The sequence below is a fragment of the Marinifilum flexuosum genome (assembly GCF_003610555.1).
In the GTDB taxonomy this organism is placed as follows: Bacteria; Bacteroidota; Bacteroidia; order Bacteroidales; family Marinifilaceae; genus Marinifilum; species Marinifilum flexuosum.
Window position 1 is genome coordinate 183,661 of record NZ_RAPQ01000011.1, and the last position, 24,568, is coordinate 208,228.

The following is a 24,568-nucleotide window of genomic DNA, read 5'->3' on the forward strand; positions in this document are numbered from 1 at the left end:
CGATTTATGTTCGACAATTATACAAATTATTTTTAAAATGAACTATCATCATACAAAAGAATTAATAGGTAGATTTGATTCGACGTACTAGAGAAACAAAAAGAGACATAGTTGAACTATGTCTCTTTTAAATATTTAATGCACTTATTGTTTGATTGCCATGCAGATATCAGAAATCAAATCTTTCGGCTCTGTCTCCATTGGACTGTTGCGGTAGAATTCCATTGGAGGAATCTTCTTGTTTTGTTTAAACTCTTTGGCTCTTTCCATGGCCATAATGGCACTCCATCCATTCCCGGAAAGTTCGTAAGGGCCAATGTGACGTACCGTATGTATTTTGGTAGCCGGAAGATTACCTTTGTGCATTCCGGCAGGTATGCTTTCAGGATCTGATTTGATTCCAACTCCAGAAGTATATACTACCCTGTTTTTGTTGAAATCAAACTTGTGATACACCGAGAACCAATCGCAGGTAACTACATCTTCGTTTTCTTTTGCGAATTCTGCCAGCTTTTTAAAATCAGCTTCCATTACCTCACCGATATTATCGATGGTGCATTCGCTTTTTAGACCAACAAAATTACAGCCTTCAAATTGCGATTCACCAAGAAACTCCAGCTTAGCTTCTACTGTATCTTTTTCGATATAATCTTTCAGCATCAACAAACCACGATCGTAATCCATACCAATTAAGCGTTCCATCATGTTTTTCATCCAGAACATGAAAAATGGGAGAGAACCTTCCATGGTCCATGTCAATTTGGTATTGTTGTCATCAACTTTTTCGATGATAAAGTCACTTTTCGATTGTGATTTCCATGGTTTCAGAAATTGCAAATCATACTTAATTACTGATTCTTCTTCGGCAACGATTTTAATGATTCCGGATCCGATACGTTTTCCTTCCCATTCGTGGGTTTTACCATGATCAGAAATGGTATCTTTTGCTTCAGGTTCCAATATGAACCAAGGCGACCAGGCTTTCCAGTGATTGAAATCAGCAATAATGCTTTTTATCTTGTCAACACCAGCAGCAATGGTGATCGATTTTTCAATATAAGTTTTAGGCATAGGTATTTTATTTTAGGTAATTCGTTTAGAATATAAATCTTTGTTTATTTGATGGTTTTAAATCAGATTCTTAAAGTTATAAAGAATAAGAAGTTGTTACAAGAATAAATTGCTTAACAGGTTTGTATGATTATCAAGTTCAGAATCGTAAAAACAGCAAAAGTGTGCTTACAATTAATGAAATGATTTGCTTACACAATTTAATAATATAGAAAATAGTCATTGGATAATTTGAATTCAATTAATGCTAAGCGTCTCGGTACTTTTCGTGTAATTTTTTCACCATTTCACCTAGCATATTTTTTAAATTGGGTGGAGAAAGAATATCTACTTTATCTATCATTGCTAAAACCCAGCGAGCAAAACCGTTTAAGTCAGGATTCAGAAATTTCATGTTTACGAAATTGCCATCTTCCTGCTCACTAAGGTATCCATACCAATATTTGGCTTCATGAATATACAATGCCATTTGTTTCTCCATTCTTAGTTCGATTTCGAAGCTTTGGTACTGCTCTTTTTCGCGTGCCAGATATTCTTCGAAAGCTTTGTCTAAAATACGATGAGAAGTTTCCTCACTAACTTCCAGGTTTCGTATCCTATCGAGTCTAAAATCACGATAATCACCTCTTAATCGGCAGTAAGCAATTAAGTGCCAGTTTAAGGCATAAAAAAGCAATCCAATGGGTTCTACTTCGCGCAAAGAATGTTCTTGCTTGTAATGGGCAAAGTATTTCAATTTTAGCACTTTCGATTTTACCAAAGCTTGCTGTATGTCCTGAAGATATATGGAGTCTCTTTGAGGAATTTCAAAAGGACCGTTAAAAACTTTAACTGAACTTTCCAACTTCTCCAGCATCGCCTTGTCCTCGGTTTTCATTACCGATTTGATTTTGTACAAAGCATTTTGAAAAGATTGATCAATGGCTTTATCGGATGTATGTGGAATTAGCTTACCTGCAATTAGAATGGCAGAAGCTTCTTCGGTTATAAACATGATAGGAGGCAAGGAGTAGTTGTCATCAATAAAGTATCCAACACCTGCCTCGGCACCAATGGGAACTCCACCTTCTTCCAAAGCACGAATATCACGATAAACGGTTCTTAGGCTAATGCCAAATCGATCCGCTATTTCTTGCGCTTTAACCACCTTTTTGGTCTGCAATTGCGTTAATATTGCCTGTAATCTGTCAATTCTGTTCAAAACTGATATTCCTTAGCTTTAATTAAAGAGGAGTGCAGCCGTGAATAGAAAGCTGGCACTCCCATGTTTTTAGTTTACTTGAAATTGTATTTCAGTAATGTTATTCTCAGGTTTATCGAAATCACAATTGATGTATAGTTCTCGGCAAGATTGTCCCGGAACTATATTTTCGGCTTTCATTTCTTCCGTTAATGCTTCGTAAGAATCCTTAAGGTTTTCCCATGATCCCAAGTGGGTTTTCTTTACATGCTGATATTCTTCCAGTTTTTCCAGTTTAAATTTATCACTGCTAAATTCATTACCAAATGTGGCAACGGGCAGACAAATCTTCAACTCAAATTCTTCTAAGGTAACACAAGTTTCCCATTTGTAGATCCAATATTGTGGACCTGAAGGATGTAATCCTGCATTCACGGCTTCTTGAACAATCTCTTTTGGAAAGTCTTCAATGTTTTTCATTAAATCTTCCAAACTTGTCCTCACGACTCTCGACAATACTGTCATTTCTGGTGCTTTTGTTGTCTTCATAATTTCCGTTTTTAAATTAACAATAGAACAAAGCTAAATGACAGTAGTGACAGCATTATGTCAGTAGGATTTTATATTTCTGAAAAAATCAGTAAATGTTTATCATTATTTCCATTCAAAGGTGACCAGGTACAATGAGAGTCTACCATATTGTTTTTTTCACTTCGCAACCAATATTAATCTGATCACAAACATGGTTGGCAAAACCATATCCAGCTTCTGAATAGATATCGTAAACCGCATCTACATTCATTTTTTCCAGTTGTTGGCGCTCATCTTCGAATCGGGCAATGGCTGCAATGTTTCCTTTGTAAGGAGTCTTTTTTAATCGTTCTACCGAGAAAAGATTGGATGCGTGATCGTTCATGCAAAGCATTACCAAACGCACATTGTGGTTCTTTGATTTTTGGAAAATGTTTTCCCAGAATTCACTATCTGCCGCATCATCCTGTTGGATGTTTTTGCCTTCTCTTTTTAATCGCTGAACCACATCGTAATTGTAATCAAGCCCAAGCACTTTACGGCCATAGGTTCTATTTAATTGCTCGTATACTGCCATTCCCAGCTTACCCATACCAAAAACCAGAATTTCTGCATCGCCAATATCAAAAGCTTTATCGTAAACCAATCGTTTATCGGTCTCGAATTTTTTCAAATGCTTGCGAATTCCTGAGTATATTTTGTGAGCATTCGAGTTTAAAGGAGAGGATATGATAAAGGTTATGGCAACCGAGATGGCTATGGATACCAACCAATCGGAAGGAATCAGACCTTTGCCCACTGCTATTGAGGCTACTATGAGCCCAAACTCACTAAAATTGGCCAAAGCCAAAGATGTAAAGACCGAGGTTCGTGCACGAACTCTAAATCTGGTTAAAACCAAAAAATATAGTATTACCTTGAAGTTTATGGCTATGGCAAGTACAAGGGCAAGAATCAACATCTGCAAGCTTGGTAAGCCAATTAAACCAATGGAGAGGAAGAAGCCAATTAGAAAGATATCTTTAAAGCTCATTAAAGAATCGGCCAATTCTTTTGCTTTCTTGTGATTTGAAATTAAGATTCCAACTACCAAAGCTCCCAAATCGGCTTTTAAACCAACAAACTTGAACAATTCTGCACCTACAACAAAGGCCAGGAAAAAGCCATATAGTATTAATATCTCGCCATGACCAATTTTTTCCAATATCAGTAATAGGACTGGACGGATGATAACGAATAGCACCGGTAATCCTATGGCCCAGTAGCTTGGAAGTTTTCCTGCTACCAGTACAATATAGAAAACGGCAAATATGTCTTGAATAATGAGTATACCAATAGATAACACCCCGTATGCAGATTTCAATTCACTTTTTTCTTCCAGAATTTTTACTGCATAAATGGTACTTGAGAAACTGAGCGCAAAACCGATGATTAATGCTTGCTGCCAGGTAAAATCAGTAAATATATGTAGTGAGGTATAACTTAATCCAAATAGAATAACTGCCATGAGCAGTGTAACCAGTAACATATGAATGGACGCACCTCCCCATATTTCGCGATGCAAAAGGTCTTTGATTCTAAGTTTTAATCCAATGGTAAACAGAAGAAGTGTAATCCCCAGATCGGAAATGTTTTGAATTAAATCATCAGATTCTGCACCAAAATATTTCAGTGTAAAGCCTGCCAAAAGATAACCTACCAAAGGAGGCAATCCAATTAATTTTACAAGAAGTCCTAAACCAAAGGCAATAGCCAACCATACCGGATCCATAAGTAGTGTTTTTTTAAGAGATTAAGTTCCGCGCCCTTTTGCGGAATTCTAAAAATAGATAAATCTTCTGCAATGAGCAATAATATTTACTAATGATATATAGGTATATCTACGGGTGCAAAGATGTGATTTATTTAATGAATTACCACTTATGATTAAGTGTGATTTTTACTACTATGTTGATTCATAAAGCACTTAGTGTGTTTAAAAAGTTGTGTAATCATAAAATCACAACAAATAGCGATTGATGAGTATTCAAATGCCCTTTACTTTTGTCGGTATATTTAATCTAAATAAGAACAAAATGCAAAACATCGGAATTTTTTACGGTTCATCTACTGGGAATACAGAAGCAGTAGCAAAAAAAATACAAGAAGAACTTGGCTCAGATATCGCATCAAGCATTGATGTTGTTGATGCAAGCGCAGCAGATCTTGAAAAGTTTAATAACCTAATCTTGGGAACTTCTACATGGGGGATTGGAGATTTGCAAGATGATTTTGAAGGATTTTTAGCTGAAATTTCAAGTGCAAATATGGATGGTAAAAAAGTTGCCCTATTTGGTTTAGGAGATCAGTATTCCTATTCAGATTCATTTGTTGATGGTATGGGTGAGCTTTATGAGACATTGGAAGAACAGAACTGTGAACTTGTTGGCGAGACTTCAACTGATGGTTATGAATATGATGCTTCAAGAGCTGAAAAAGACGGTAAGCTGGTTGGATTGGCTATCGATATCGAAAATCAAGATGACCAAACAGCGGATAGAGTAGCAAATTGGGTTGCAGAACTTAAAAATCAATTTAATTAGATAGAGATGAAACTAACTTGTTCGGATTATAAGACTGCTGACATGCAGATTTTGATGCACCACGTTTACGAATACAACAAAGGATTAAGAAGTTTGGTATTGCATACCATGCATAGCAGTGAGAGGGAAAAAACAGAAAATTTATTACAGCGCAAGGGGATTAGTTATTTTCTGCAAACTGTTAACGAAAACAAGATAAATGTATTTTTTGGGAGACAAGAATGCATTCAGATTGTGAAATCCTTTGGAGATAAATCATTGTCTGATTTCACAGATGAACAGGATTTTATTCTGGGAATTATGCTTGGCTATGATAGAAATCAGCAATATGAGAGATACATTAAACGAACGGGAATCAATAGCGAACTTATAAATGCGAAGTTAGTTGGTTAGACATATAAAGATTTTTTCTTTTGCTATTAATTCGATACTCACCTTAGGTAGCCATACAGCTCTTTGGTGAGTATCTTTTTATGTGATTTTTGGTGTGAAAATCATAACATATGGTGATTGTGGATTCGGTTTCATATCGCTTACTTTGCTATTGTTCAATTTATTCAAATTACCTGACGTTTGATATTAGATTTGGATGATAAGATCAAAAAATTACAAGATGTTGAATATTTAATCTCGCCATGATTAAAATTATATTTAGTGTTATTTAGTAGTATTTTCACCATTTTGTTATGTAGTATAGGTGTAGTTCGCAATAGCTTAGTTTTCACTACATCACTTAGGTTTTACCTCAATGGATTTTATCTATTGGGGTATTATTTTGAATGATTTTGTAAGAACAATTGCTAGCATGACTTTGTTAATTGTTTAGTATTTAGTTTGAGTTTAAATAAGGATTAAATTTAATAAACTAAAACAGGGGATTGATAGATTTCCCTTACATTTGAATGAAATTAGAAAATACAAAAAGATTATACATTATGGCTATCAATAAAAATGTTGAGAAGATTTTGAATGAGCAGATTAATGCTGAATTTTGGTCGGCTTATTTCTATTTGTCAATGTCTAACTATTTTAATGCGAATGGAATGCCAGGTTTCGCAAACTGGATGAAAGTTCAGTTTGAAGAAGAAACTTTCCACGCAATGAAAATGCTTGACTTTGTTAATGAAAGAGGTGGACGTGTTATTCTTCAACCAATTGCTGAAGTTCCTTCGGAGTGGGATGGTGTTGTAAACATTTATGAAGAAACATTAGCTCATGAAGAAAAAGTAACAAGCTTGATTAATGAGTGTGTAAATGTTGCCATTGCAGAAAAGGATCATGCAACAGTAAACTTTTTACAGTGGTTTGTTGATGAGCAAGTAGAGGAAGAAGCTGGTGTGGGTGAAATTCTTGACCAATTAAGAATGTTCGAAGGAAAAGGACACGGTCTTTATATGATGGACAAAGAATTTAAAGCAAGAACTTTTGTTGCTCCTGCTGAGTAATCTATACAGAAAATGATATAGGAAAGGATGTCTGGTTAGTACCATGACATCCTTTTTTTGTATCTGATGGTAAAAAGAATCTATCTTTAAAGGAAAATCTTTATTATGCGAACCATCATCTTTCTTCTGATCATGTGTATATCAGGCTTAAGTTCAGCTCAAATTAATATGGAAAGAATACAAAAGGACATTAACCAAAGTGTTTGGAAAGAGTTTAAATCTGCATTTGAAAGGATAGATGCAATAGCATTAAATAATCTCTATGCTGACCAAACATTGAGGGTTACTCCAAATGGTATAGATACAGAAAACTCTTTTAAGACTGCAAATGTTGAAAGATTTCAAATGCTTAAGGAGAAGGCTGCCATTGTAAAACTGGATTTTTGGTTCGAAAGTAGGCATACAAATCTGAATACCTCATATGAAGTAGGCTATTACAAGATAGCAACGAAAATAGATGATGAAACCTCTATTCATTATGGGCAATTTCATATTGTTCTCAAAAAGATATCAAATACCTGGAAAATTGTTCAGGATTGGGATACAACTATTATTAATGGTCAAAAAATTGGTGAAAAAGAGTTTGAAAGAATGGGAGAGAATCAACTTTATTAGTCATGAGGATTCATTCCTTCAAATTATTTTCATAAAAAAGGCTTCAAACCAATAAAAATTTCTACTTTTGGTCTCGATGGATATGAACAGATACCTCATAGTAGTTTTTTGTGTGCTCACAGGATGTGCGGCAGCCGTACCTATGGCCAATGCACAGGATTTTACTGTGGACAATGAGCTATTTGCTGAATGGTATGCCGATCATGTTCAAAACCTGGATGAAGCATTCGCTTCGCCAATTCTGGTAAATGTAGAGCAAGAACAATTGGCAGGTTCATGTTTTTCAAATGCAGAAGAACTATCTGTATTGAATGATTTGCCTAAAATTCCTGCATTAAACCAGCAATTAAAATTTCTGAATTATCCTGAACCTGAGGATATAAAAGGATATTTACCTTATTCAGAACCATGTTTTAGCCAAGTTGTTAAGCGCGATAATCCTATTCGTGCTCCTGGTTATTCATGCTAATTCAGTAAGGTTCAGGCTAGAACCAATTCTCTATTTTAAATACATTTTAGCTTCTTCTATTCGTAGAGGAATGCATTCAATATTGAAATCAATAAATCATTATGGGTTTTCTAGATAAAACATTAGGAAAACTGTTTGGTAACAAATCAGACAGAGACTTAAAAGAATTGACTCCTTATTTGGCAAAGATTAAGGCTGAGTATGATAGAGTAACAACACTAAGCCACGATGGAATTCGTGAAGAATCTGCAAAATTAAAGCAACGCATTCAAGATTACGTGCAAGCTGAAAATGACCAGATTAAATCATTTAAAGACAAAATCGAAAATGGTGGACTTTCTGTAAACGAGAAGGAAGACATTTACGATGAGATAGATAAGATTGAAGGACAAATCGATGAGAAAATTGAGGAAGTGTTGGAACAGATCTTACCAACTGCTTTTGCAATTGTAAAAGATACTGCTCGTCGTTTAACCGAGAATGAGGAAATTGAAGTTACAGCAACTCAATTCGACCGTGATTTGGCTCCACATTTCGACAATGTTCAGATTGACGGAGACAAGGCTGTATTCTTCAATTCCTGGACTGCAGGTGGTACTGAGATTGTTTGGGACATGATTCACTACGATGTGCAGTTGATTGGTGGTACGGTTCTGCACCAAGGTAAAATTGCTGAGATGGCAACAGGGGAAGGTAAAACATTGGTTGCAACCTTACCTGTATTCTTGAATGCATTGACTGGTCGTGGTGTTCACGTGGTAACCGTGAATGATTACCTAGCAAAACGTGACTCGGAGTGGATGGGACCATTGTACCAATTCCATGGAATGTCGGTTGATTGTATCGATAAGCACTCTCCAAACTCTGATGAGCGTAGAAAAGCATATGCTTCAGACATTACATTTGGTACCAACAATGAATTTGGTTTCGACTACTTGCGTGATAATATGGCTACCAATCCTAAGGATTTGGTTCAGCGTCGTCACAACTACTCAATTGTCGACGAGGTTGACTCGGTATTGGTAGATGATGCTCGTACACCATTGATTATCTCTGGTCCAATTCCACGTGGTGACAATCAACAGTTCGATTCTTTGAAGCCTCAGGTGCAGAAGATTGTAAAGGCTCAGAACGACTTGGTAATGAAAATCTTTACCGAATCGAAGAAATTGTTGAATAGCGAAGACAAAAAAGAACAAGAAGAAGGAGCGAAGTTGTTATTGAGAACTTTTAAAGGTTTACCAAAAATGAAGCCTTTAATTAAGTACTTGAGTGAGCAAGGGAATAAAGCAACTTTATTAAAGACTGAGAACTTCTATATGCAGGAGAATAACAAGAACATGCACATCATTACTGATGAGTTGTATTTTGTTATCGACGAAAAGCATAATTCAATTGAATTAACCGATAAAGGTATCGATTTGCTAAGTGCTGATACCGACGATTCAGGATTCTTTGTATTGCCAGATATTGGTACTGAAATCAATGAAATCGAAAAATCAGATCTTCCTGATGAAGAAAAACTGAGACAAAAGGATGAGATGATTCAGTCTTACTCGGTTAAAACAGAACGTGTTCACACGGTTAACCAATTGTTGAAAGCATATACTTTATTTGAAAAAGATGTTGAGTATGTGTTGATGGATGGTAAAGTGAAGATTGTTGACGAGCAAACAGGTCGTATTATGGAAGGCCGTCGTTACTCAGATGGTTTGCACCAGGCAATTGAAGCGAAGGAAAATGTGAAGATTGAGGCAGCTACTCAAACATTTGCTACCATTACCCTTCAGAACTACTTTAGAATGTATCACAAGCTTTCGGGTATGACAGGTACTGCAGAAACCGAAGCAGGTGAATTATGGGATATTTACAAATTAGAGGTGGTTGTTATTCCAACCAACAAGCCAATTGCTCGTGATGACCGAGATGATTTGGTATACAAAACCAAACGTGAGAAGTATGCTGCTGTTATCGAAGAGATTGTTGCTTTGGTAAATGCAGGTCGTCCGGTATTGGTAGGTACAACTTCGGTTGAGATTTCGGAATTGTTGGGTAGAATGCTTAAGATTCGTGGAATTAAACACAACGTATTGAATGCGAAATTACACCAAAAAGAGGCAGATATTGTTGCTGAAGCTGGTAAGGCAGGTACGGTAACTATTGCAACCAATATGGCTGGTCGTGGTACCGATATCAAATTAACTGATGAAGTTAAAGCTGCAGGTGGTTTGGCAATTATTGGTACAGAGCGTCACGATTCTCGTCGTGTTGACCGTCAGTTACGTGGTCGTGCGGGTCGTCAGGGAGATGTGGGATCTTCTCAGTTCTTCGTATCTCTTGAAGATGATTTGATGCGTTTGTTTAGCTCAGATCGTATTGTGAAGCTAATGGACCGCATGGGTCTTGAAGAAGGAGAGGTGATTCAGCACAGCATGATTACCAAATCTATTGAGCGTGCTCAGAAGAAGGTAGAGGAGAACAACTTTGGTATTCGTAAGCGTTTGCTTGAATATGATGATGTAATGAACTCTCAGCGTGAGGTAATTTACAAGCGTCGTCGTCACGCATTGTTCGGAGAGCGTATCCAGGTGGATATTGCCAATATGATGTACGATGTTTCTGAAGTGATTGCCAATGAAAATCATGGTGGCGATTTCGAAGAGTTTAAAATGGACTTGATCCGTACCTTCTCAATTGAATCTCCAGTTACAGAGGAAGAGTTTTTGAAAGAAACTCCTGCTGTAATTGCTGAGAAGATTAATGATGTGGTTATGGATACTTACAATAGAAAAACTGAAGCAATTGCCAAGCAAGCGTATCCTGTTATCAAGAATGTATACGAATCGAAAGGTGAAATGTATGAGAATATTGTAGTTCCATTTTCAGATGGTTCTAAGATGTTCAATGTAGTTACTCATTTGAAGAAAGCTTACGATACCGAAGCTGAAGATGTAATGAGATCTTTCGAGAAGGTTTCTATTTTAGCGACTATTGATGAATCTTGGAAAGAGCATTTGCGTGAAATGGATGATTTGAAGCAATCTGTTCAGAATGCATCATACGAGCAAAAAGATCCACTTTTGATTTACAAGTTTGAATCATTCAACCTATTTAAAGTAATGGTTGAAGATGTGAACAAGAAAGTGGTAGCTAGCTTAATGAAAGGTCACATTCCATTGCAGGATCCAGAAGAAGTTCGTCAGGCTGAAGAGCGCAAGCGTGATATGAGCAACCTAAAAACTTCTAAGGAAGAATTAGGTTCTGATGGCAGAAGAGAAGCTCCTAAAAAGGCAGAGCCAGTTAGAAACGTTCAGAAGGTAGGACGTAACGAACCTTGTCCTTGTGGTAGTGGTAAGAAATTTAAGCAATGTCACGGTAAAGGTGTTCCAGCTTAATTTTCGAATATGAAATATTAATATTATTTTCACATGGATTGTTCTGCTAGTCGGGGCAATCCATTTGGTTTTAACACACTGAATTCTAAAAATAACTGATATGTTACTATCAATCCTTTGGGATATTAAACCCGAAATTTTTACGATTGGTTCCTTTTCCGTTCGTTGGTACGGATTACTTTTTGCCTTAGGCTTTTTGTTGGGATACTATATCGTTGAGAAGATGTTTAAAAAGGATGGTATCAAGTTGGAATGGCTTGATAAATTATTCTTGTATACCATGATTGCTACCGTTGTTGGAGCACGTTTAGGCCATGTTTTCTTTTATGGATGGGAATTTTATTCACAACATCCGGCTGAAATTATTAAAGTATGGCGTGGAGGATTAGCATCCCATGGCGCTGCAATTGGTATTATCGCCGCTTTGTGGTTCTATTCAAAAAAGGTAAGCAAGAAATCAATTCTTTGGATCTTGGATTACGTTGTAATTCCGGTTGCTTTGGCAGGGTGTTTCATTCGTTTGGGTAATCTGATGAATTCTGAGATTATTGGAGTGAAAACAACTGTATCTTGGGGATTTGAGTTTGTAAGAGCTTCAATCGAAGATCCACAAGCACCTCGTCATCCAGCACAATTGTACGAAGCAATTTGTTACCTTATTTCTTTCGGTGTACTAATGTTTATGTATTGGAAAACCGATGCAAAACAACGTTCAGGTATGATTTTCGGTGCATTTTTGGTATTGATTTTTACAGCTCGCTTCTTCATCGAGTTCATCAAAGAAAATCAGGAAGCATTTGAAGAAGGTATGGCTTTAAATATGGGACAATGGTTAAGTATACCGTTTGTTTTGTTGGGAGCTTATTTTGTTGTTAAGAATTTAAAAGCAAAAACAGCATAAAGATTCATTATGAAATTTAAAAATCCGAATCATTATGGTTCGGATTTTTTTGTTTAGTATCCTATACACATAGAATTCATTAATCTGAAAAAGGAAGAATTACAGAATGCAGATAAAATACCTATTACAATTCATTGCAATTGCTCTTATTGGTTTTGTACTACAATCATGTTCAACTTTAAAATTAACGGAAAATAAAAGCTTCGATAACTACAGTACAGTTTATGTTTTCCAGAATGGTATTGAATTGCCAATATCTGCCCAAAGCGATACGATAGAGATAGATAAAAGCAAATTTACCCTTCGTTTTTACAATAAACCCTATGATGTAGCAAGCAAAAAGTTTTACGCTACGCGCATAACAGCATTTTATAATGTATCTCAATTGCCTGTGGTGGAAACAGGCATGGCAATTGACACCATAGAGTGTTTTGCTCCGGGAACAGGAATGGCTACAGCTAAAAATGGAAGCTATGAAGCTCTGAGATTTAATTCAAGTGCACATCACTATCTGTTTTATGAGAATGAGGAAAATAAAAGGGTGGATTCAATTGCTTCGTTGGACAATATGCTTAAGTTGGAGTTCGAGATTGACTCTTTAAACTTTATGGGTCAATTAACAGCCATGTCCGATATACGGCTAAGCGAATTTTATCTGCTGGTATTTACGGATAGAAATCAAAATAAAATTGTAGATGAAGGGGAGTGTATGAAGCTTACCATTCGTGTTAAGGATAACTACAAAGGATGGTCTGTACCTTATTGGAATATGCAGGATTCTTTGGGACAGACTCCTTTACACAAATTGTTTTTATTTGAAGAGTGGGAAAACATTAGTGACAGACAAAAGCTAGCCTTATTACAGGAAGCACTTTCGTTGAAAAGTACAAATCCGAATATTCAGGATATCAAGGGAAATACTGCGATGCATTACGCTTTGGGGGAATATTACCTGGAAAAGAAATCTTGCAATCATCCTGTTGAGCTAATAAAGGTACTGTTGAGCAGTGACAAGACAGATGTAAACATTTGTAACTATTACTATAACAACAATCCATTGCAACAGTATTTAATGAGTGGCAACAGTGGAGTAAATAGAATAAATGCCAGAGGAATTGAGTTAATCAGCCTGTTTCTTACGCGAGATGACCTGAAATTGAATAGCTTAAACAATGTCAATTTTACCTCTTTTGATTACGCAAGCAGAAAAAACTGGTTAGATGATAAGAATACAGAACTTGTTGACAAGCTAAAGCCGAATAAGGAGTATAATTATGGAGCATCACAGGAATTGTCGAAATTTGTATACCGAATAGGCACTGATGCGAAAATAGATGACCTTGATTTTTACATGGAGAATATTAAGCTATGCCTGGATTATAATGCCAATCCTAATGTAATCGAAAATCAACTGGCAAGAACACCTTTGACCTGGCTGTGTTACACAAAGGACAGGTCATATGGATATTCTGATGAAGAAATTCAATCGAACCTGCAATTGCGTTCAGAATTGGTAAAGCAACTGATGCAAAAGCCTGATATTGATCTAAACCTGCCTGACTACATTGGTGCGACTGCTTTACATTATGCTGTGGATGCTTATGCAACGGTTTTGGTAAAAACTTTAGTAAGTAATCCTCATACCAATGTGAATAGTCAAAATTCAGATGGTAACACCCCTTTAATGCAAATGATTCATAATCTAAACTATTTGCGTTTGGGTGCTCAGAAAGATGCTTGTGCCTGTTTAAAGGAATTAATATCCAATAGTAGTCGACTAGATTTTAGAGTGTTGAATTACAAGGGCGAATCAACTCTCGATTTAATTAATTTTTGGATGTTGGATAAGGAAAGAGGTGACGTAAATAAAAGATTATATCCCGAGATGTATAATTGTCTGGAAGAATTAAAACAAAAAATTGAAAGTGATATTCAGTAAGTAGCCTTCAGGTAAAAAGAAGGTGCTAATACAATAAAAACAGGAAATAGGAATAATTATGTAAGTATTGAATGTATAAAGTAATTAATAACTTTAGAAATGTTTTAATATTGATATTTTATTGTAAATCTCACTTTGAGTGAGGATGCCCAATCATGTTTTTAAAAATCAGACAATTGGAGTTATCATTTGTTGAATACAAAACATTGTCGTGTCAAAAAAACAAGATGAGTATACCTAATAGATATTTGTATTTGACATGAACTCAAATGATTTATTTGTTATAAAAAAATAATCTAATGTAAAATACATTTAAAATAACTTTACCTTTGCGAAGAAAATAAACTTAAGAGTAGCAAAATGTGGTATTTTAAGATAAATCGTATAGTAATTGTTATAACGATATTGGCGCTATTTGTTGGATGTAATAAAAAGGAGCGTACCTGCACTTTTTATCATTGGGAGCAAACGCTTGATTTGAAGACAGACGAAACTCAACTTTTGCAAGACTTCAATGCAAATGAGTTGTATGTAAGAATATTTGATATCGATTTTAAGGATAAAAGTAAAGCTCCTGCATTTCTGTCAAGCCTACATGTTAAGAATCAATTGCCTGAGAATATTAGTGTTATTCCCTGCATTTTTATTACCAATAGAAGTTTTAAAAACATCGATTTTGCAGCTGTAGATTCATTGGCTCATCGAACTGCTGCTCATATCAATTATATTGAAAATACGCAGGACATTGCATTTGGAGATGAAATTCAAATCGATTGTGACTGGACTCCCAGCACTCGTGTACATTACTTTGCTTATTTGAAGCAGTTAAAAAAATATTTGCCTCAGTTTGGTACAATTTCTGCCACCATTCGACTTCATCAGTTCAAATATCCTGAAAAAACAGGCATTCCACCGGTTGACAAAGGGAGTCTGATGGTTTATAATATGGGCGATTTTGAGGATAGTGAAGCAAGCAATGCTATTTATAGTAATGATATTTTGAAGCAATATTTGAAGGTAAAAGCTCCTTATCCATTGCATTTAGATATTGCCATGCCAACATTTAGCTGGGCTTTGGTATTTCGATTTGGAAAGGCTGTTAAAATTATTCACCATCCCGATATTGAAAACCTCAATTCCGCGAAAGAGCATTTTACAAAGTTGAGTCAGAATAAATACAAAATCAATAAAAATGGCTACTGGCAAGGTTTGTATTTGTACAAGGGCGATGTGCTTAGAGTGGATCGAATTGATGCCAAAGAAATTGAGGAAGGGTTAAAGTTGATTCGAAACAATGAATATCTAAATCCGGACAAAGTAATTTATTATCACTTATTCAATAACATTAAACAATTATATACAGATGAAGATTTTAAAAGTTTTAATGCTGTTATTAATTAGCACAATCTTTTGTTTGCCTTCCAAAGCTTGCGGCGGTTGGGAGGAATATGAAACCTATTTTAGGTTATTTAAGCCCAAATATATGATTGCAGGACAGGAGTTTGCCTCAATAACCTTTAACGATGAGCCATGGTCGAATATTTCGGTGTGGTATCCGCAGCAGAATGAGCATGACGAAAATTTAAAACTTTGGAAAGCTTATTTCCCTGTATCTTTTGATGATCAGGAATTAAAGCAATTCATTTACAAACTTTCGGAGGATGATTTAAAAAAGGCCAGGAACAATCCAAGTCAGGCAAATAATGAAGTATTACAGTGGGTACTTGTCAATGATACCCAAATTTTTGACTATTTGCTTTTTGCAAAAGAGTGTGAGCAGCATTGTAATCCGCGATTTGTTTATTATTGGGAGGAACTAAAGGAGAAAGATCTTACGGTTTATAACCAGGTAATTGCTAAGGGAAAGGCAATGTTTGAAAGCAGTTCCAATTTATTCCTGAAAGAAAGGTTAGGATTTCAATTGGTGAAGTTAATGCGTCATGCCGAGAAATATGATGAATGCCTTGCATTTTGGAACACCAAACTGGCAAAGAACGAAAAATCAATCATGTATTATTGGACCCTGGATCATATTGCAGGAGTACAGATTATAAAAGGGTTGGCAGCTGAAGGTAGAAAAAACTTTATTGAAGTATTTTTGAATAGTCCTGGTAAAAGGTTTTCGAGTTATTGTAGTGTTAAAATTGATACCGACGAGGAATGGCATGAGCTATTAAATGCTTGTGATACCGATAAACAAAAAGAAAGCATGTACTTTATGAGAGCTTCGCAATTGGGTAGTGTTGCTCTTGCCGATATTGATTCTTTGTATCAGATTAATCCAAAATCGGAATATTTACCAATTTTAATTTGCAGGGAAATTAATAAAATAGAATCAATTTATTTGCAGAATAAAGAAGCTGAGAATGTCTTTTATCAGTTGTATTTCAACAAATCAAACATCAATCAAGAGTTAAGTGATTATCTACAAAAGTTTAATCGATTTTTATCTAAATGTATTGATGAAAAGCAAATTAAGAATATTGATTTTTGGAGGATAAGTTATTTGTATACGAATTTTTTAATACAAGATTTTGATGGCGTTAGAGAACAGATGGCTCTTCTTTCTAAAAACATACCAAAGGCTTTTAAAAATCAGCTTGATATTATTGAGAACCTTTTGCTAATAACCGATAAAAGCAAAAATCCTATTCAGCGACAAAACGAAATGAAGTCCACTTGGAATGTGGAAGTAAAAGATTTTGCTTATTTCTTCATGAGTCATCCATCCAACAAACTGCCATATCCGCTAAATGTAGATGAAAGAATGTATGATTTGCGTACAGAGCTGGATACGGAAAAATTAAAAGCTTTGGTCGATTTGGCAGACAATCAGGATCAGTTAACTTGGTTTGCTGGTTATATTTTAAAAAATCACTTTAGTACAAATTCTGAATATTTAAAGGAAATGCTTGGAACATCTTACCTTGCAGATAACGAAAATGATTTGGCAGTAGATGTTTTATCAGAACTGAGTGAAGAATACAAAGCAAGCAGCCAAACCTTTTATCTGTCCGCAAATCCGTTTAATTATTTAATTAACGATAGAGATGATGAATTGCTTAAACCTGTGAAATATAGTAAACTAAAGTTGGCACAGACACTTTATGCAATAAACACAGCAATAAAAGAAGAAAGAGCAACTGCCATGGATTATTATTTGTTGGGTAATGCACAATACAATACATCTTATTTTGGTTATGCCTGGAATGCTAAGGCGTATTATTGGTCGGGAGGCTATTATACAGGTAGTTTTGATTGTACAGATGCTTATCAAAATTTCTTAAAGGCAGCAAAGATGTCGGATGATAAGGAAATGAAGGCAAAATGTTACTACTTGGCAGCCAAAGCCAATCAGAATAAGTATTTAACAGATAATAGGGAAAACCTTTATTGGAAAAGCGATCTTAAGGAAGAAGACATGCAGAACAGGGGATATCGGGATGAATTCTTAAAATTAAAAGAGGAATATAAGGACACTGAGTTTTATGAAAGAATTATTGAGGAGTGCAAATACTTTCAGTTTTATGTAAACTAGTAATTGTTTTGGCAATTAGAAAATAAATAAAGCATTAGCGATAATACAAAAAATCCGAACCAAACTGGTTCGGATTTTTTTATGAATTGTTCATTATTCATTGTTTATCAATTCCATTTCAATTCCCATTTTCTTCATTAAAATAGGGGCGTTAAAGGTTTTGCAAACACCGTTCTGAACTTTGTAATCGAAGTACAATTGTTCACCATCGATTTTAATGTCGAAGAACCTGTTCTCTACATGGCCAGGTAATTCATCTTCCAACACCGACAATTCCAAATCGTGGGTGGCAACCAATCCTACTGCATTGTATTTCACCAATTGCTTGATTAAAGCAGCCGATCCTGTGTGTTTGTCTTTGGAATTGGTTCCTCTAAGGATTTCATCAAGTAAAAGCAGTGCATTTTCTTTCTTGTTTACTTTATCTAACACCTGCTGAATTCTTTTCAGTTCGGCATAGAACGAGGATTCGTTTTCTTCAATAGAATCTTTAATTCGCATGGAAGTATTTACCTCAACATTCGAAACCAGCATTTGCTTTGCACAAACTGGGGCGCCACTCAATGCAAGCACCACATTTACACCTATGGTACGCAAAAAGGTACTTTTTCCTGCCATATTCGACCCTGTAACAATGTGAACTACTCCAGGGCCTTTCATTTCATAATCGTTGCAAACACGCTTGCTTTCATCAATCATTGGATGACCAGCTTCTTTCATTTCCAGTCTAAAGTGATCCTCAACAACTGTTGGGAAAGTCCATTCCGGATGATTAAAGCTTAGGTTGGCCATGCTGCTTAAAGCTTCAATTTCACCAATGCTTTCAAACCAGCTTTCAATTTCATGTCCATACTTTGTTTTCCATTTGTCGATGCGGAAAAGCAAGTGCAATTCATAAAAGAAAAGTGCATTGAATAGGATTTGAACCAACATGTTGTATCGCTGGTCAAGAAGCTCAATTAGTTTTCCAAGTTTTCTAATTTTTTGGAAGGATTTAATATCCTTACTCGCTAGCTTTTGTTTGATTTCATTTAATTTTTCCGATTGCCAGGCTTCAGATTCAAATTCTTCAATGATTTTCGCATAAATCTTAAGCATATCTGCACGTTTAGAGGTGCTGTTATGAGCAATGCCTACCTTCTTGAAGTTAAAGTAGTGAATTGCGATGCTAATCATCAGCAAGATCAAAATTGGAATCGAAGAACCTATCATTGCATAAATTAGTGCTGGAAGCGACAGAAATGGTAAAATAGAGATGGCAAGCAATAATTTTCTATTGCCATGAAAAGGGGTTGGCATTTTGCCCCATTCGCCTACAAAATCAGGATCATCGGTCTTTAGTTTTCGTTGCAAACCGTATTGTATGATATTCTGGCGCCAATCGATTTTATTGCGTAACTCTTGAATGGCTTTTTGTCTTTGGGCAATGGTTGAGTTGTCAGCTGGAGCAGATAAGTAGGAGGACAAACAGTCATTTCCACTCTTGCTTACGCAACGATTAATCAATTGGTAAATGGAGTGTTCACCAAACATGTCCAAATCGGAACTGTAAGGATGGTTATGTATTTTGTACTCCTTGCCATTGTTATAGAGTTTACTATGCCTAGTTTCCAAACAATTCAATTCATTTTCATTGATTTCAATCAATTTCAGAAGCCTCTTGATGTTTTTCTCATTTCTGCTGTATTTGCGAACAAAATAGGCCAGCCCTCCAATTAGAATGGCAGCAACTAAAATAGCTGCAGGCATTGAATAGGGAAGAATGACATAAAAAAGAACAAAAGCTCCAACTGCACTAAACAATCTAATTGCTGAATATTTGCGGTTTGCTTTTTTTAACAGCTGAACTTCCTCTTTAAAATTCTGTATGCGTTTTGAATAAAAATCAAGATTCATAGGTGTAATTTTGCTTCTTTCTTAGGTTAATTGATTTTGAGAAGCTAAAACTACTAAATCTACGCTTACAATGAGTAATTATTGAATCTAAAAGAAGGCTTATAATAAACAAAAACCTTTGAGCTATAATTGTCTCAAAGGTTTAAGCTGTGTAAAAAAAGGTAATAACAAATCTTTGGTAAGAAGAAACTAAGTAGTTGTATTACTTGTTTTTTCGTAGAAAGATGTCACCACTTATCGTTTTTAAGAAAATTTCCTCTCCGCCACCATTTAATGATGTAGAGAATTTACCGTTGTGGTAATGCTTTAATTCTCCCATGTCTTTTGTATTCAAATCAAAATCTGTATACATTTCTCCGGTAATTGTATTCAAAACCAGATCTGCTTGTTGTTTGCTAGGTAGACTCAAGTCAATGAATCCACTAATGGTTTCTATCTCCATTTTGTTCTGTAAGCCAACAATGTTTATGTTACCACTAATGGTATTGATTGATAATCTGGCATCTCGAGGTAGTTTTACTTCAAAGAAAAGCTCCATGTCAATGGAATTGGTTGTAATGGTTTCCGTTTTTCCATCTTTGCTCTGTTCTCTTTGAATGATTGTGGTTCTGTGCAAATCTTCCATATTTTCAATTTCCGATTCGATTACGATGCCTTTGGAAAATGAATTTACATTAAATCGAAAAGCATCATTGTCTTCATTTTCATTGATATTAACAGAAGCTTTAACATACACTTCGTTTTTATCCCAGGTCGAAATTTTAATGTCATCAGCAAATTTAAACTCCAAAGAGATTTTCTCATCTGATGAGATCTTTACAGATTTTTCAACAATCTTCTGTCCATTAGCAAACACTGTCCCCAATAAGAGCAATAATGTGATATAAATTGATTTTTTCATATTTCTGAGGTTTTGAAACTGTTAACAAAAGGGCACAAAAAAGGCTGCCAGGGAAAAAATGATTAACTCTGTAATTTGTAAGAGTTAGAATAAAACAAGGATCCGAAGCAGCCTGATGGCTCTATTTTTTTCTAAGGTAAATGTTGTTGTTGATGGTTTTTACTTTAAAATTCACACCACCACCATTAATTTGGGCTTTAATTTTATTGCCACCACCAACATACGAAAGACCTTTCTTTTCTTTTTCGTCAACCTTAATGTCAAAATCGGTATAGAATTCGCCATTTATTGTTCCTAACTCAATGTTAGCAGGAGTGTCTGAAGGCATGGTAATATCAACATTACCATTGATAGCGGAAATGGATACAGGGCTTTTTTGATCTAGCTTGCTAAAGACAATATCCACACTTCCGTTAATTAAATCAAGGATTACAGGACCTGTAACTTTATCAAGTTTGACACTTGGCATTAAGGTGTTGATTTCAATTTCTGAACTGAAGTTACGAACCACAATTGGATTTGAAGAAGCAAAAGGGCTTTTGCAATCAATTTTCAAACTCACACCTTTGGGAATTTTAAAATAGTAGTTTTTGTTTTTGGTCTCTCTACCCAATCCTGTTAAAGTAATAGTTTTTCCTTCTTTGGTTGAATTAATGCCAAGATTGGTATTGTCCTCTAATCCACTACCGTAAATTGGTTTTAGACCTTTGGCTCTAGCCGGAATTCTTTTTTCATAGTTGGTTTCGATACTAATACCATTGCCATCATATTCCTCTACTTTAATAGTCCCCAGAATATTGGTAATACACACTTGATTACCAGGTCTAACATCAAAATTTTGTTTTTGTGCTTTTAGAGTTGTTACTCCGCTTAGTAGAAAGCAGGTAATAAGAATTTTATTGAGTGTATTCATAACTTTTGATACTTTTTTGGATTTGTAATTAATTGTGCTGCCGGCATATTGTATTTTAAAATCTATTCTAAACAAAAACTTTAATTCCTTCTTTGGCCATTTCTTTAACTACCGGAAGGTTGTCGTCTTCTTTCATGATCTCCTCCAGTAAAATTTTAGCCCTATTCTCTTGAATATCGATGAGTATATTGATCAAAGTGATTTGAATAGAAGGTTCTTTTTGATTTTTTAAGGTTTCGAGATAGGCATTTCTAACCAAGGGATGCTGTGCAAATTTGGTAAGTGCATTTGCTGCTGCCATCCTAACATTTACATTGGCATCGCTTTGCAAGGTTTGTACCAATACAGACAAAACTTTATCATCTGCGACATCTTGCTTCTCCAAAATGTTAACAGCCTTTAATCTCTGACTACTGGTTGGTTGTTTTAAAGTAGCCATCGTTAAATTTTGCTTCATGTTATTCAAATCCGATTGCAAACTTGCAATCATCATGCTTTGATCATTGGTGAAGGGTGAGTTTTTACCCAATAAAAACCCAACTCCGAAAATGATAAGAATAGCTGCTGCATACTTCAGGAATTCACCAAACTTATAATGGTTTTCTTTTTGATCTGTAAATTGAATCGATTCCTGTCGCTGATTTTCTTTCTCCTCTTCTAATAATTGGTTGAAATTCATACTTAAATTAGCGCTTGGCTGTTCATCTTCAATATCATTTATCGTATGCAAAAATTGTTTGGCAAGTTGGTATTCATTCCTGCAATTTTCACAAGAGATAAGATGGTTTTCAACTTCATTGGCCTGTTCCTGGTTCAAATTGTGTTCTAAATATTCTATCAGAAGGTCTTGTATGTATTTGCAATTCATTCTTGTTTAATTTAAGCCAGTTTAAAATAAAGTTCTCTTAGCTTGTTGATTGCCCTGTGGGCTTTTACTTTCACGGCTGTTTCGCTTAGGCCTGTTATTTCGGCTATTTCACGGTATTTTAAACCTTGAAATCGACTGAGCTCTATGATCTCTTTTTGATCTGTTTGTAGTCCGTCCATCGCCTCATATAAGATTCTCTTTCTGGATTCTTTTTCCATTTCTTCTATGGCCGAATCGGTTTCATATTCGATTTTTTCAGGTTCACTAAAGCCTGAAATCACTAATTTATTATCCCGATAATAATTTGCATGAACATTTCTTGCAATCTGATACATCCACGATCGGAATTTGTGTTGTTCATTATAAGTCTTTCGATAGGTCAATATTCTTCTAAATACCGACTGTACAAGGTCTTCACTAATGGATTGATTTTTTGTCAATCTCAGAAAGAAATTATAAAGTCTTAAGTGGTATTTATCGAACAAAGGTGATAATGCATTTAACTCACCAGATCTTACTAAAACCATTAATTGTTCGTCATCTTTTTTCTTCACAATAAAATTAATTGCTAGCGTGTTTTGTTCTTCTTTCTGTATTGGTTACCCGGGAATATGGGAATGGTTACAAGGCAAGTTAAAATTTTCTTGTAAAAAATTATGAACGTAGGTATAATTAACTTCATAAAAGTTTGATTATTTATGAAATAGGATAGTGTACTTAGTAGGTATTAACTGTTAATACCTAAATATCTAAAATGGAATCGTCATGAAGTTCTGTAGTGTGTATTAATATTGGGAAGCGCAATGAGAAGTTTTGCAGGCGTAGCCATCGCTACGGTGAAAAACTTTGAAATGAGCATTCGCAATAGTGGTGTGCAATACAGGACTGTAATAGATTTTCATTTTAGATTTTTAGCTAATATGTATTGATTGCTTTTTTATATGTCTCCAGAACTCTATTTCTCGCAAATTTGTGATCGATCATAGGTTTAGGGTAGGAATCCGTACCCAATTCAGGAACCCATTTTTTAATGTATTCAAAATTGGGATCGAATTTCTTTTGTTGCTCAATGGGATTAAAAACTCTGAAATAGGGAGCTGCATCACAGCCGCATCCTGCTACCCATTGCCAATTGCCATTATTGGCTGCCTGATCGTAATCGAGCAAATGATTGGCAAAATAGGCTTCACCCCAACGCCAATCGATTAAAAGATCTTTAACCAGAAAGCTGGCAACAATCATTCTAACGCGATTGTGCATGTTGCCTGTGGCTTTTAATTCTCTCATGCCGGCATCCACAATCGGAAAGCCTGTTTTACCATTTGTCCATAGTTCAAACTCTTCCTCATTATTCAGCCACTGAATATTGTTGTAAGCCGGTTTAAAGCATTCGCTTTCAACTTTTGGAAAATTGACTAAGATTTGCATGAAAAATTCTCGCCAGATAAGCTCATTTAAAAATTGGTCATCAGCTTTTAATGCTTCTTGTACTGCCTGGCGAACACTAATGGTGCCAAAACGAAGATGAATACCCAGATTTGAAGTGGCCTTTAAGGCAGGAAAATTTCTACGGGCGTCATAATTGTTGAGCATATCCGCAGATAGATTAATGGCAGGGATTTCAATAGAAGATTCACCAAAACCAATCTCAGATAAAGATGGGATTTCCTTGGATTCAACTTGTGCAATATTCGAAGAGTTTAGTTTATACGAATAGGGTAGATGCTCCTTCGAATTGAACTCAGAACGCCATTTCTTCATGTAAGGAGTATAAACTGTATAAGGTTTTCCATCTTTTTTTAGGATTTCTTGCTCTTCAAAGATGACCTGGTCCTTAAAAAGTTGAAATTCTATTTGTTGAGATTCACAAATATCTTTGCAGTTCATGTCTCTGGATATAGCGAACGGCTCATAATCCTTATTTGCATAGATATTCGCTATTGGATAGTCATTAATTACCTCTAATAGGCATTCCTGCGCCAGCCCATGTTTTACAATTAGGGAAGAGCCAAATTGTGAGAGTTGCTGGTTGATTTTTTGAAGTTCGGTATGAATAAAATTTACCCGTGCATCACTTCTGTTTTCAATTTGATCTAATATTTCAGTATCGAAATTGAAGTAGAACAGGAGTTTGTTTTCCGATTGTAAGGCATGATATATTGCTGCATTATCATGCAATCTCAGGTCTCTTCTAAGCCAAATTAGAGTGTATTTATCCATTATCTTGTTTTATTGTTTTTTCTTAATACAATATAAACCAGAAAATGTTTAATGATAAAGATAAAAAGGACAAAAAAAGCCCGAATGATCTGCATTTCATTCGG

20 protein-coding genes are annotated in these 24,568 nt (G+C 35.4%); 10 read left to right on the top strand and 10 right to left on the bottom strand.

Going from position 1 to position 24,568, the window contains the following annotated elements:
* Positions 1-144: 144 nt before the first annotated feature.
* From BXY64_RS16940 to BXY64_RS16955, 4 genes are all read right to left on the bottom strand, one after another.
* Positions 145-1,071 (bottom strand): SRPBCC family protein, encoded by a 927-nt coding sequence (locus BXY64_RS16940; protein ID WP_120241173.1) that lies wholly within the window; start codon positions 1,069-1,071, stop codon positions 145-147.
* 247 nt (positions 1,072-1,318) lie between these two features.
* Positions 1,319-2,272, bottom strand: a complete 954-nt coding sequence (locus tag BXY64_RS16945; RefSeq protein ID WP_211334531.1) for a helix-turn-helix transcriptional regulator — start codon at positions 2,270-2,272, stop codon at positions 1,319-1,321.
* A 69-nt stretch (positions 2,273-2,341) separates the two neighbouring features.
* Positions 2,342-2,800: a GyrI-like domain-containing protein gene (locus tag BXY64_RS16950; RefSeq protein WP_120241175.1), complete on the bottom strand. Its 459-nt coding sequence runs from the start codon at positions 2,798-2,800 to the stop codon at positions 2,342-2,344.
* Positions 2,801-2,942: 142 nt separating this feature from the next.
* Positions 2,943-4,553 carry a cation:proton antiporter family protein gene (locus tag BXY64_RS16955; RefSeq protein WP_120241176.1) on the bottom strand — a complete coding sequence of 537 codons (1,611 nt, stop codon included), beginning with the start codon at positions 4,551-4,553 and terminating at the stop codon, positions 2,943-2,945.
* A gap of 247 nt (positions 4,554-4,800) precedes the next feature.
* Here BXY64_RS16955 and BXY64_RS16960 point away from each other — a divergent pair, with 247 nt between their 5' ends.
* From BXY64_RS16960 to BXY64_RS17005, 10 genes are all read left to right on the top strand, one after another.
* Entirely contained in the window at positions 4,801-5,364 is a 564-nt protein-coding gene (locus tag BXY64_RS16960) for a flavodoxin (RefSeq protein WP_211334532.1), read from the top strand.
* 6 nt (positions 5,365-5,370) lie between these two features.
* Entirely contained in the window at positions 5,371-5,757 is a 387-nt protein-coding gene (locus BXY64_RS16965; RefSeq protein WP_211334533.1) for a DUF2023 family protein, read from the top strand.
* A 542-nt stretch (positions 5,758-6,299) separates the two neighbouring features.
* Positions 6,300-6,809 carry a ferritin gene (locus BXY64_RS16970; protein WP_120241372.1) on the top strand — a complete coding sequence of 170 codons (510 nt, stop codon included), beginning with the start codon at positions 6,300-6,302 and terminating at the stop codon, positions 6,807-6,809.
* Positions 6,810-6,914: 105 nt separating this feature from the next.
* Positions 6,915-7,424 carry a nuclear transport factor 2 family protein gene (locus BXY64_RS16975; RefSeq protein WP_147376024.1) on the top strand — a complete coding sequence of 170 codons (510 nt, stop codon included), beginning with the start codon at positions 6,915-6,917 and terminating at the stop codon, positions 7,422-7,424.
* A gap of 76 nt (positions 7,425-7,500) precedes the next feature.
* Positions 7,501-7,893: a hypothetical protein gene (locus tag BXY64_RS16980; RefSeq protein WP_147376025.1), complete on the top strand. Its 393-nt coding sequence runs from the start codon at positions 7,501-7,503 to the stop codon at positions 7,891-7,893.
* Positions 7,894-7,994: 101 nt separating this feature from the next.
* Complete coding sequence (secA, locus tag BXY64_RS16985) at positions 7,995-11,288, top strand: preprotein translocase subunit SecA (protein ID WP_120241180.1); 3,294 nt, start codon at positions 7,995-7,997, stop codon at positions 11,286-11,288.
* 100 nt (positions 11,289-11,388) lie between these two features.
* On the top strand, positions 11,389-12,189 hold the full coding sequence (lgt, locus tag BXY64_RS16990; RefSeq protein ID WP_120241181.1) for a prolipoprotein diacylglyceryl transferase: 801 nt from the start codon (positions 11,389-11,391) through the stop codon (positions 12,187-12,189).
* Between the two features lie 106 nt (positions 12,190-12,295).
* On the top strand, positions 12,296-14,128 hold the full coding sequence (locus BXY64_RS16995) for an ankyrin repeat domain-containing protein (RefSeq protein WP_120241182.1): 1,833 nt from the start codon (positions 12,296-12,298) through the stop codon (positions 14,126-14,128).
* Between the two features lie 360 nt (positions 14,129-14,488).
* Positions 14,489-15,529 carry a hypothetical protein gene (locus BXY64_RS17000; protein ID WP_120241183.1) on the top strand — a complete coding sequence of 347 codons (1,041 nt, stop codon included), beginning with the start codon at positions 14,489-14,491 and terminating at the stop codon, positions 15,527-15,529.
* The gene (locus BXY64_RS17005) at positions 15,492-17,666 is read left to right on the top strand and encodes a hypothetical protein (RefSeq protein ID WP_120241184.1); all 2,175 of its coding nucleotides are present in this window, start codon (positions 15,492-15,494) and stop codon (positions 17,664-17,666) included. Before BXY64_RS17000 ends, BXY64_RS17005 begins: the two co-directional genes overlap by 38 nt.
* A gap of 93 nt (positions 17,667-17,759) precedes the next feature.
* Here the strand turns inward: BXY64_RS17005 and BXY64_RS17010 are convergent, their stop codons facing one another.
* The 6 genes from BXY64_RS17010 to BXY64_RS17035 form a co-directional block, all read right to left on the bottom strand.
* Entirely contained in the window at positions 17,760-19,562 is a 1,803-nt protein-coding gene (locus tag BXY64_RS17010) for a MutS-related protein (RefSeq protein ID WP_120241185.1), read from the bottom strand.
* A gap of 202 nt (positions 19,563-19,764) precedes the next feature.
* A complete protein-coding gene (locus tag BXY64_RS17015) occupies positions 19,765-20,463 on the bottom strand; it encodes a DUF4097 family beta strand repeat-containing protein (RefSeq protein ID WP_120241186.1) in 699 nt (232 codons plus the stop codon).
* A gap of 121 nt (positions 20,464-20,584) precedes the next feature.
* A complete protein-coding gene (locus BXY64_RS17020; RefSeq protein WP_120241187.1) occupies positions 20,585-21,376 on the bottom strand; it encodes a DUF4097 family beta strand repeat-containing protein in 792 nt (263 codons plus the stop codon).
* Positions 21,377-21,443: 67 nt separating this feature from the next.
* Complete coding sequence (locus BXY64_RS17025) at positions 21,444-22,244, bottom strand: HEAT repeat domain-containing protein (protein ID WP_120241188.1); 801 nt, start codon at positions 22,242-22,244, stop codon at positions 21,444-21,446.
* An 11-nt stretch (positions 22,245-22,255) separates the two neighbouring features.
* Entirely contained in the window at positions 22,256-22,798 is a 543-nt protein-coding gene (locus BXY64_RS17030) for an RNA polymerase sigma factor (protein ID WP_120241189.1), read from the bottom strand.
* 361 nt (positions 22,799-23,159) lie between these two features.
* Entirely contained in the window at positions 23,160-24,464 is a 1,305-nt protein-coding gene (locus BXY64_RS17035; RefSeq protein WP_120241190.1) for a cryptochrome/photolyase family protein, read from the bottom strand.
* Between the last annotated feature and the right edge of the window lie 104 nt (positions 24,465-24,568).

Coding starts and splice junctions, on each gene's coding strand:
- BXY64_RS17025 (WP_120241188.1), bottom strand. CDS start 22,244: ATGAATTGCAAATACATACAAGACCTTCTGATAGAATATTTAGAACAC.
- BXY64_RS16975 (WP_147376024.1), top strand. CDS start 6,915: ATGCGAACCATCATCTTTCTTCTGATCATGTGTATATCAGGCTTAAGT.
- BXY64_RS17000 (WP_120241183.1), top strand. CDS start 14,489: ATGTGGTATTTTAAGATAAATCGTATAGTAATTGTTATAACGATATTG.
- secA (WP_120241180.1), top strand. CDS start 7,995: ATGGGTTTTCTAGATAAAACATTAGGAAAACTGTTTGGTAACAAATCA.
- BXY64_RS17015 (WP_120241186.1), bottom strand. CDS start 20,463: ATGAAAAAATCAATTTATATCACATTATTGCTCTTATTGGGGACAGTG.
- BXY64_RS16950 (WP_120241175.1), bottom strand. CDS start 2,800: ATGAAGACAACAAAAGCACCAGAAATGACAGTATTGTCGAGAGTCGTG.
- BXY64_RS17010 (WP_120241185.1), bottom strand. CDS start 19,562: ATGAATCTTGATTTTTATTCAAAACGCATACAGAATTTTAAAGAGGAA.
- BXY64_RS16980 (WP_147376025.1), top strand. CDS start 7,501: ATGGATATGAACAGATACCTCATAGTAGTTTTTTGTGTGCTCACAGGA.
- BXY64_RS16940 (WP_120241173.1), bottom strand. CDS start 1,071: ATGCCTAAAACTTATATTGAAAAATCGATCACCATTGCTGCTGGTGTT.
- lgt (WP_120241181.1), top strand. CDS start 11,389: ATGTTACTATCAATCCTTTGGGATATTAAACCCGAAATTTTTACGATT.
- BXY64_RS17005 (WP_120241184.1), top strand. CDS start 15,492: ATGAAGATTTTAAAAGTTTTAATGCTGTTATTAATTAGCACAATCTTT.
- BXY64_RS17020 (WP_120241187.1), bottom strand. CDS start 21,376: ATGAATACACTCAATAAAATTCTTATTACCTGCTTTCTACTAAGCGGA.
- BXY64_RS16960 (WP_211334532.1), top strand. CDS start 4,801: ATGAGTATTCAAATGCCCTTTACTTTTGTCGGTATATTTAATCTAAAT.
- BXY64_RS16995 (WP_120241182.1), top strand. CDS start 12,296: ATGCAGATAAAATACCTATTACAATTCATTGCAATTGCTCTTATTGGT.
- BXY64_RS16970 (WP_120241372.1), top strand. CDS start 6,300: ATGGCTATCAATAAAAATGTTGAGAAGATTTTGAATGAGCAGATTAAT.
- BXY64_RS16955 (WP_120241176.1), bottom strand. CDS start 4,553: ATGGATCCGGTATGGTTGGCTATTGCCTTTGGTTTAGGACTTCTTGTA.
- BXY64_RS16965 (WP_211334533.1), top strand. CDS start 5,371: ATGAAACTAACTTGTTCGGATTATAAGACTGCTGACATGCAGATTTTG.
- BXY64_RS17035 (WP_120241190.1), bottom strand. CDS start 24,464: ATGGATAAATACACTCTAATTTGGCTTAGAAGAGACCTGAGATTGCAT.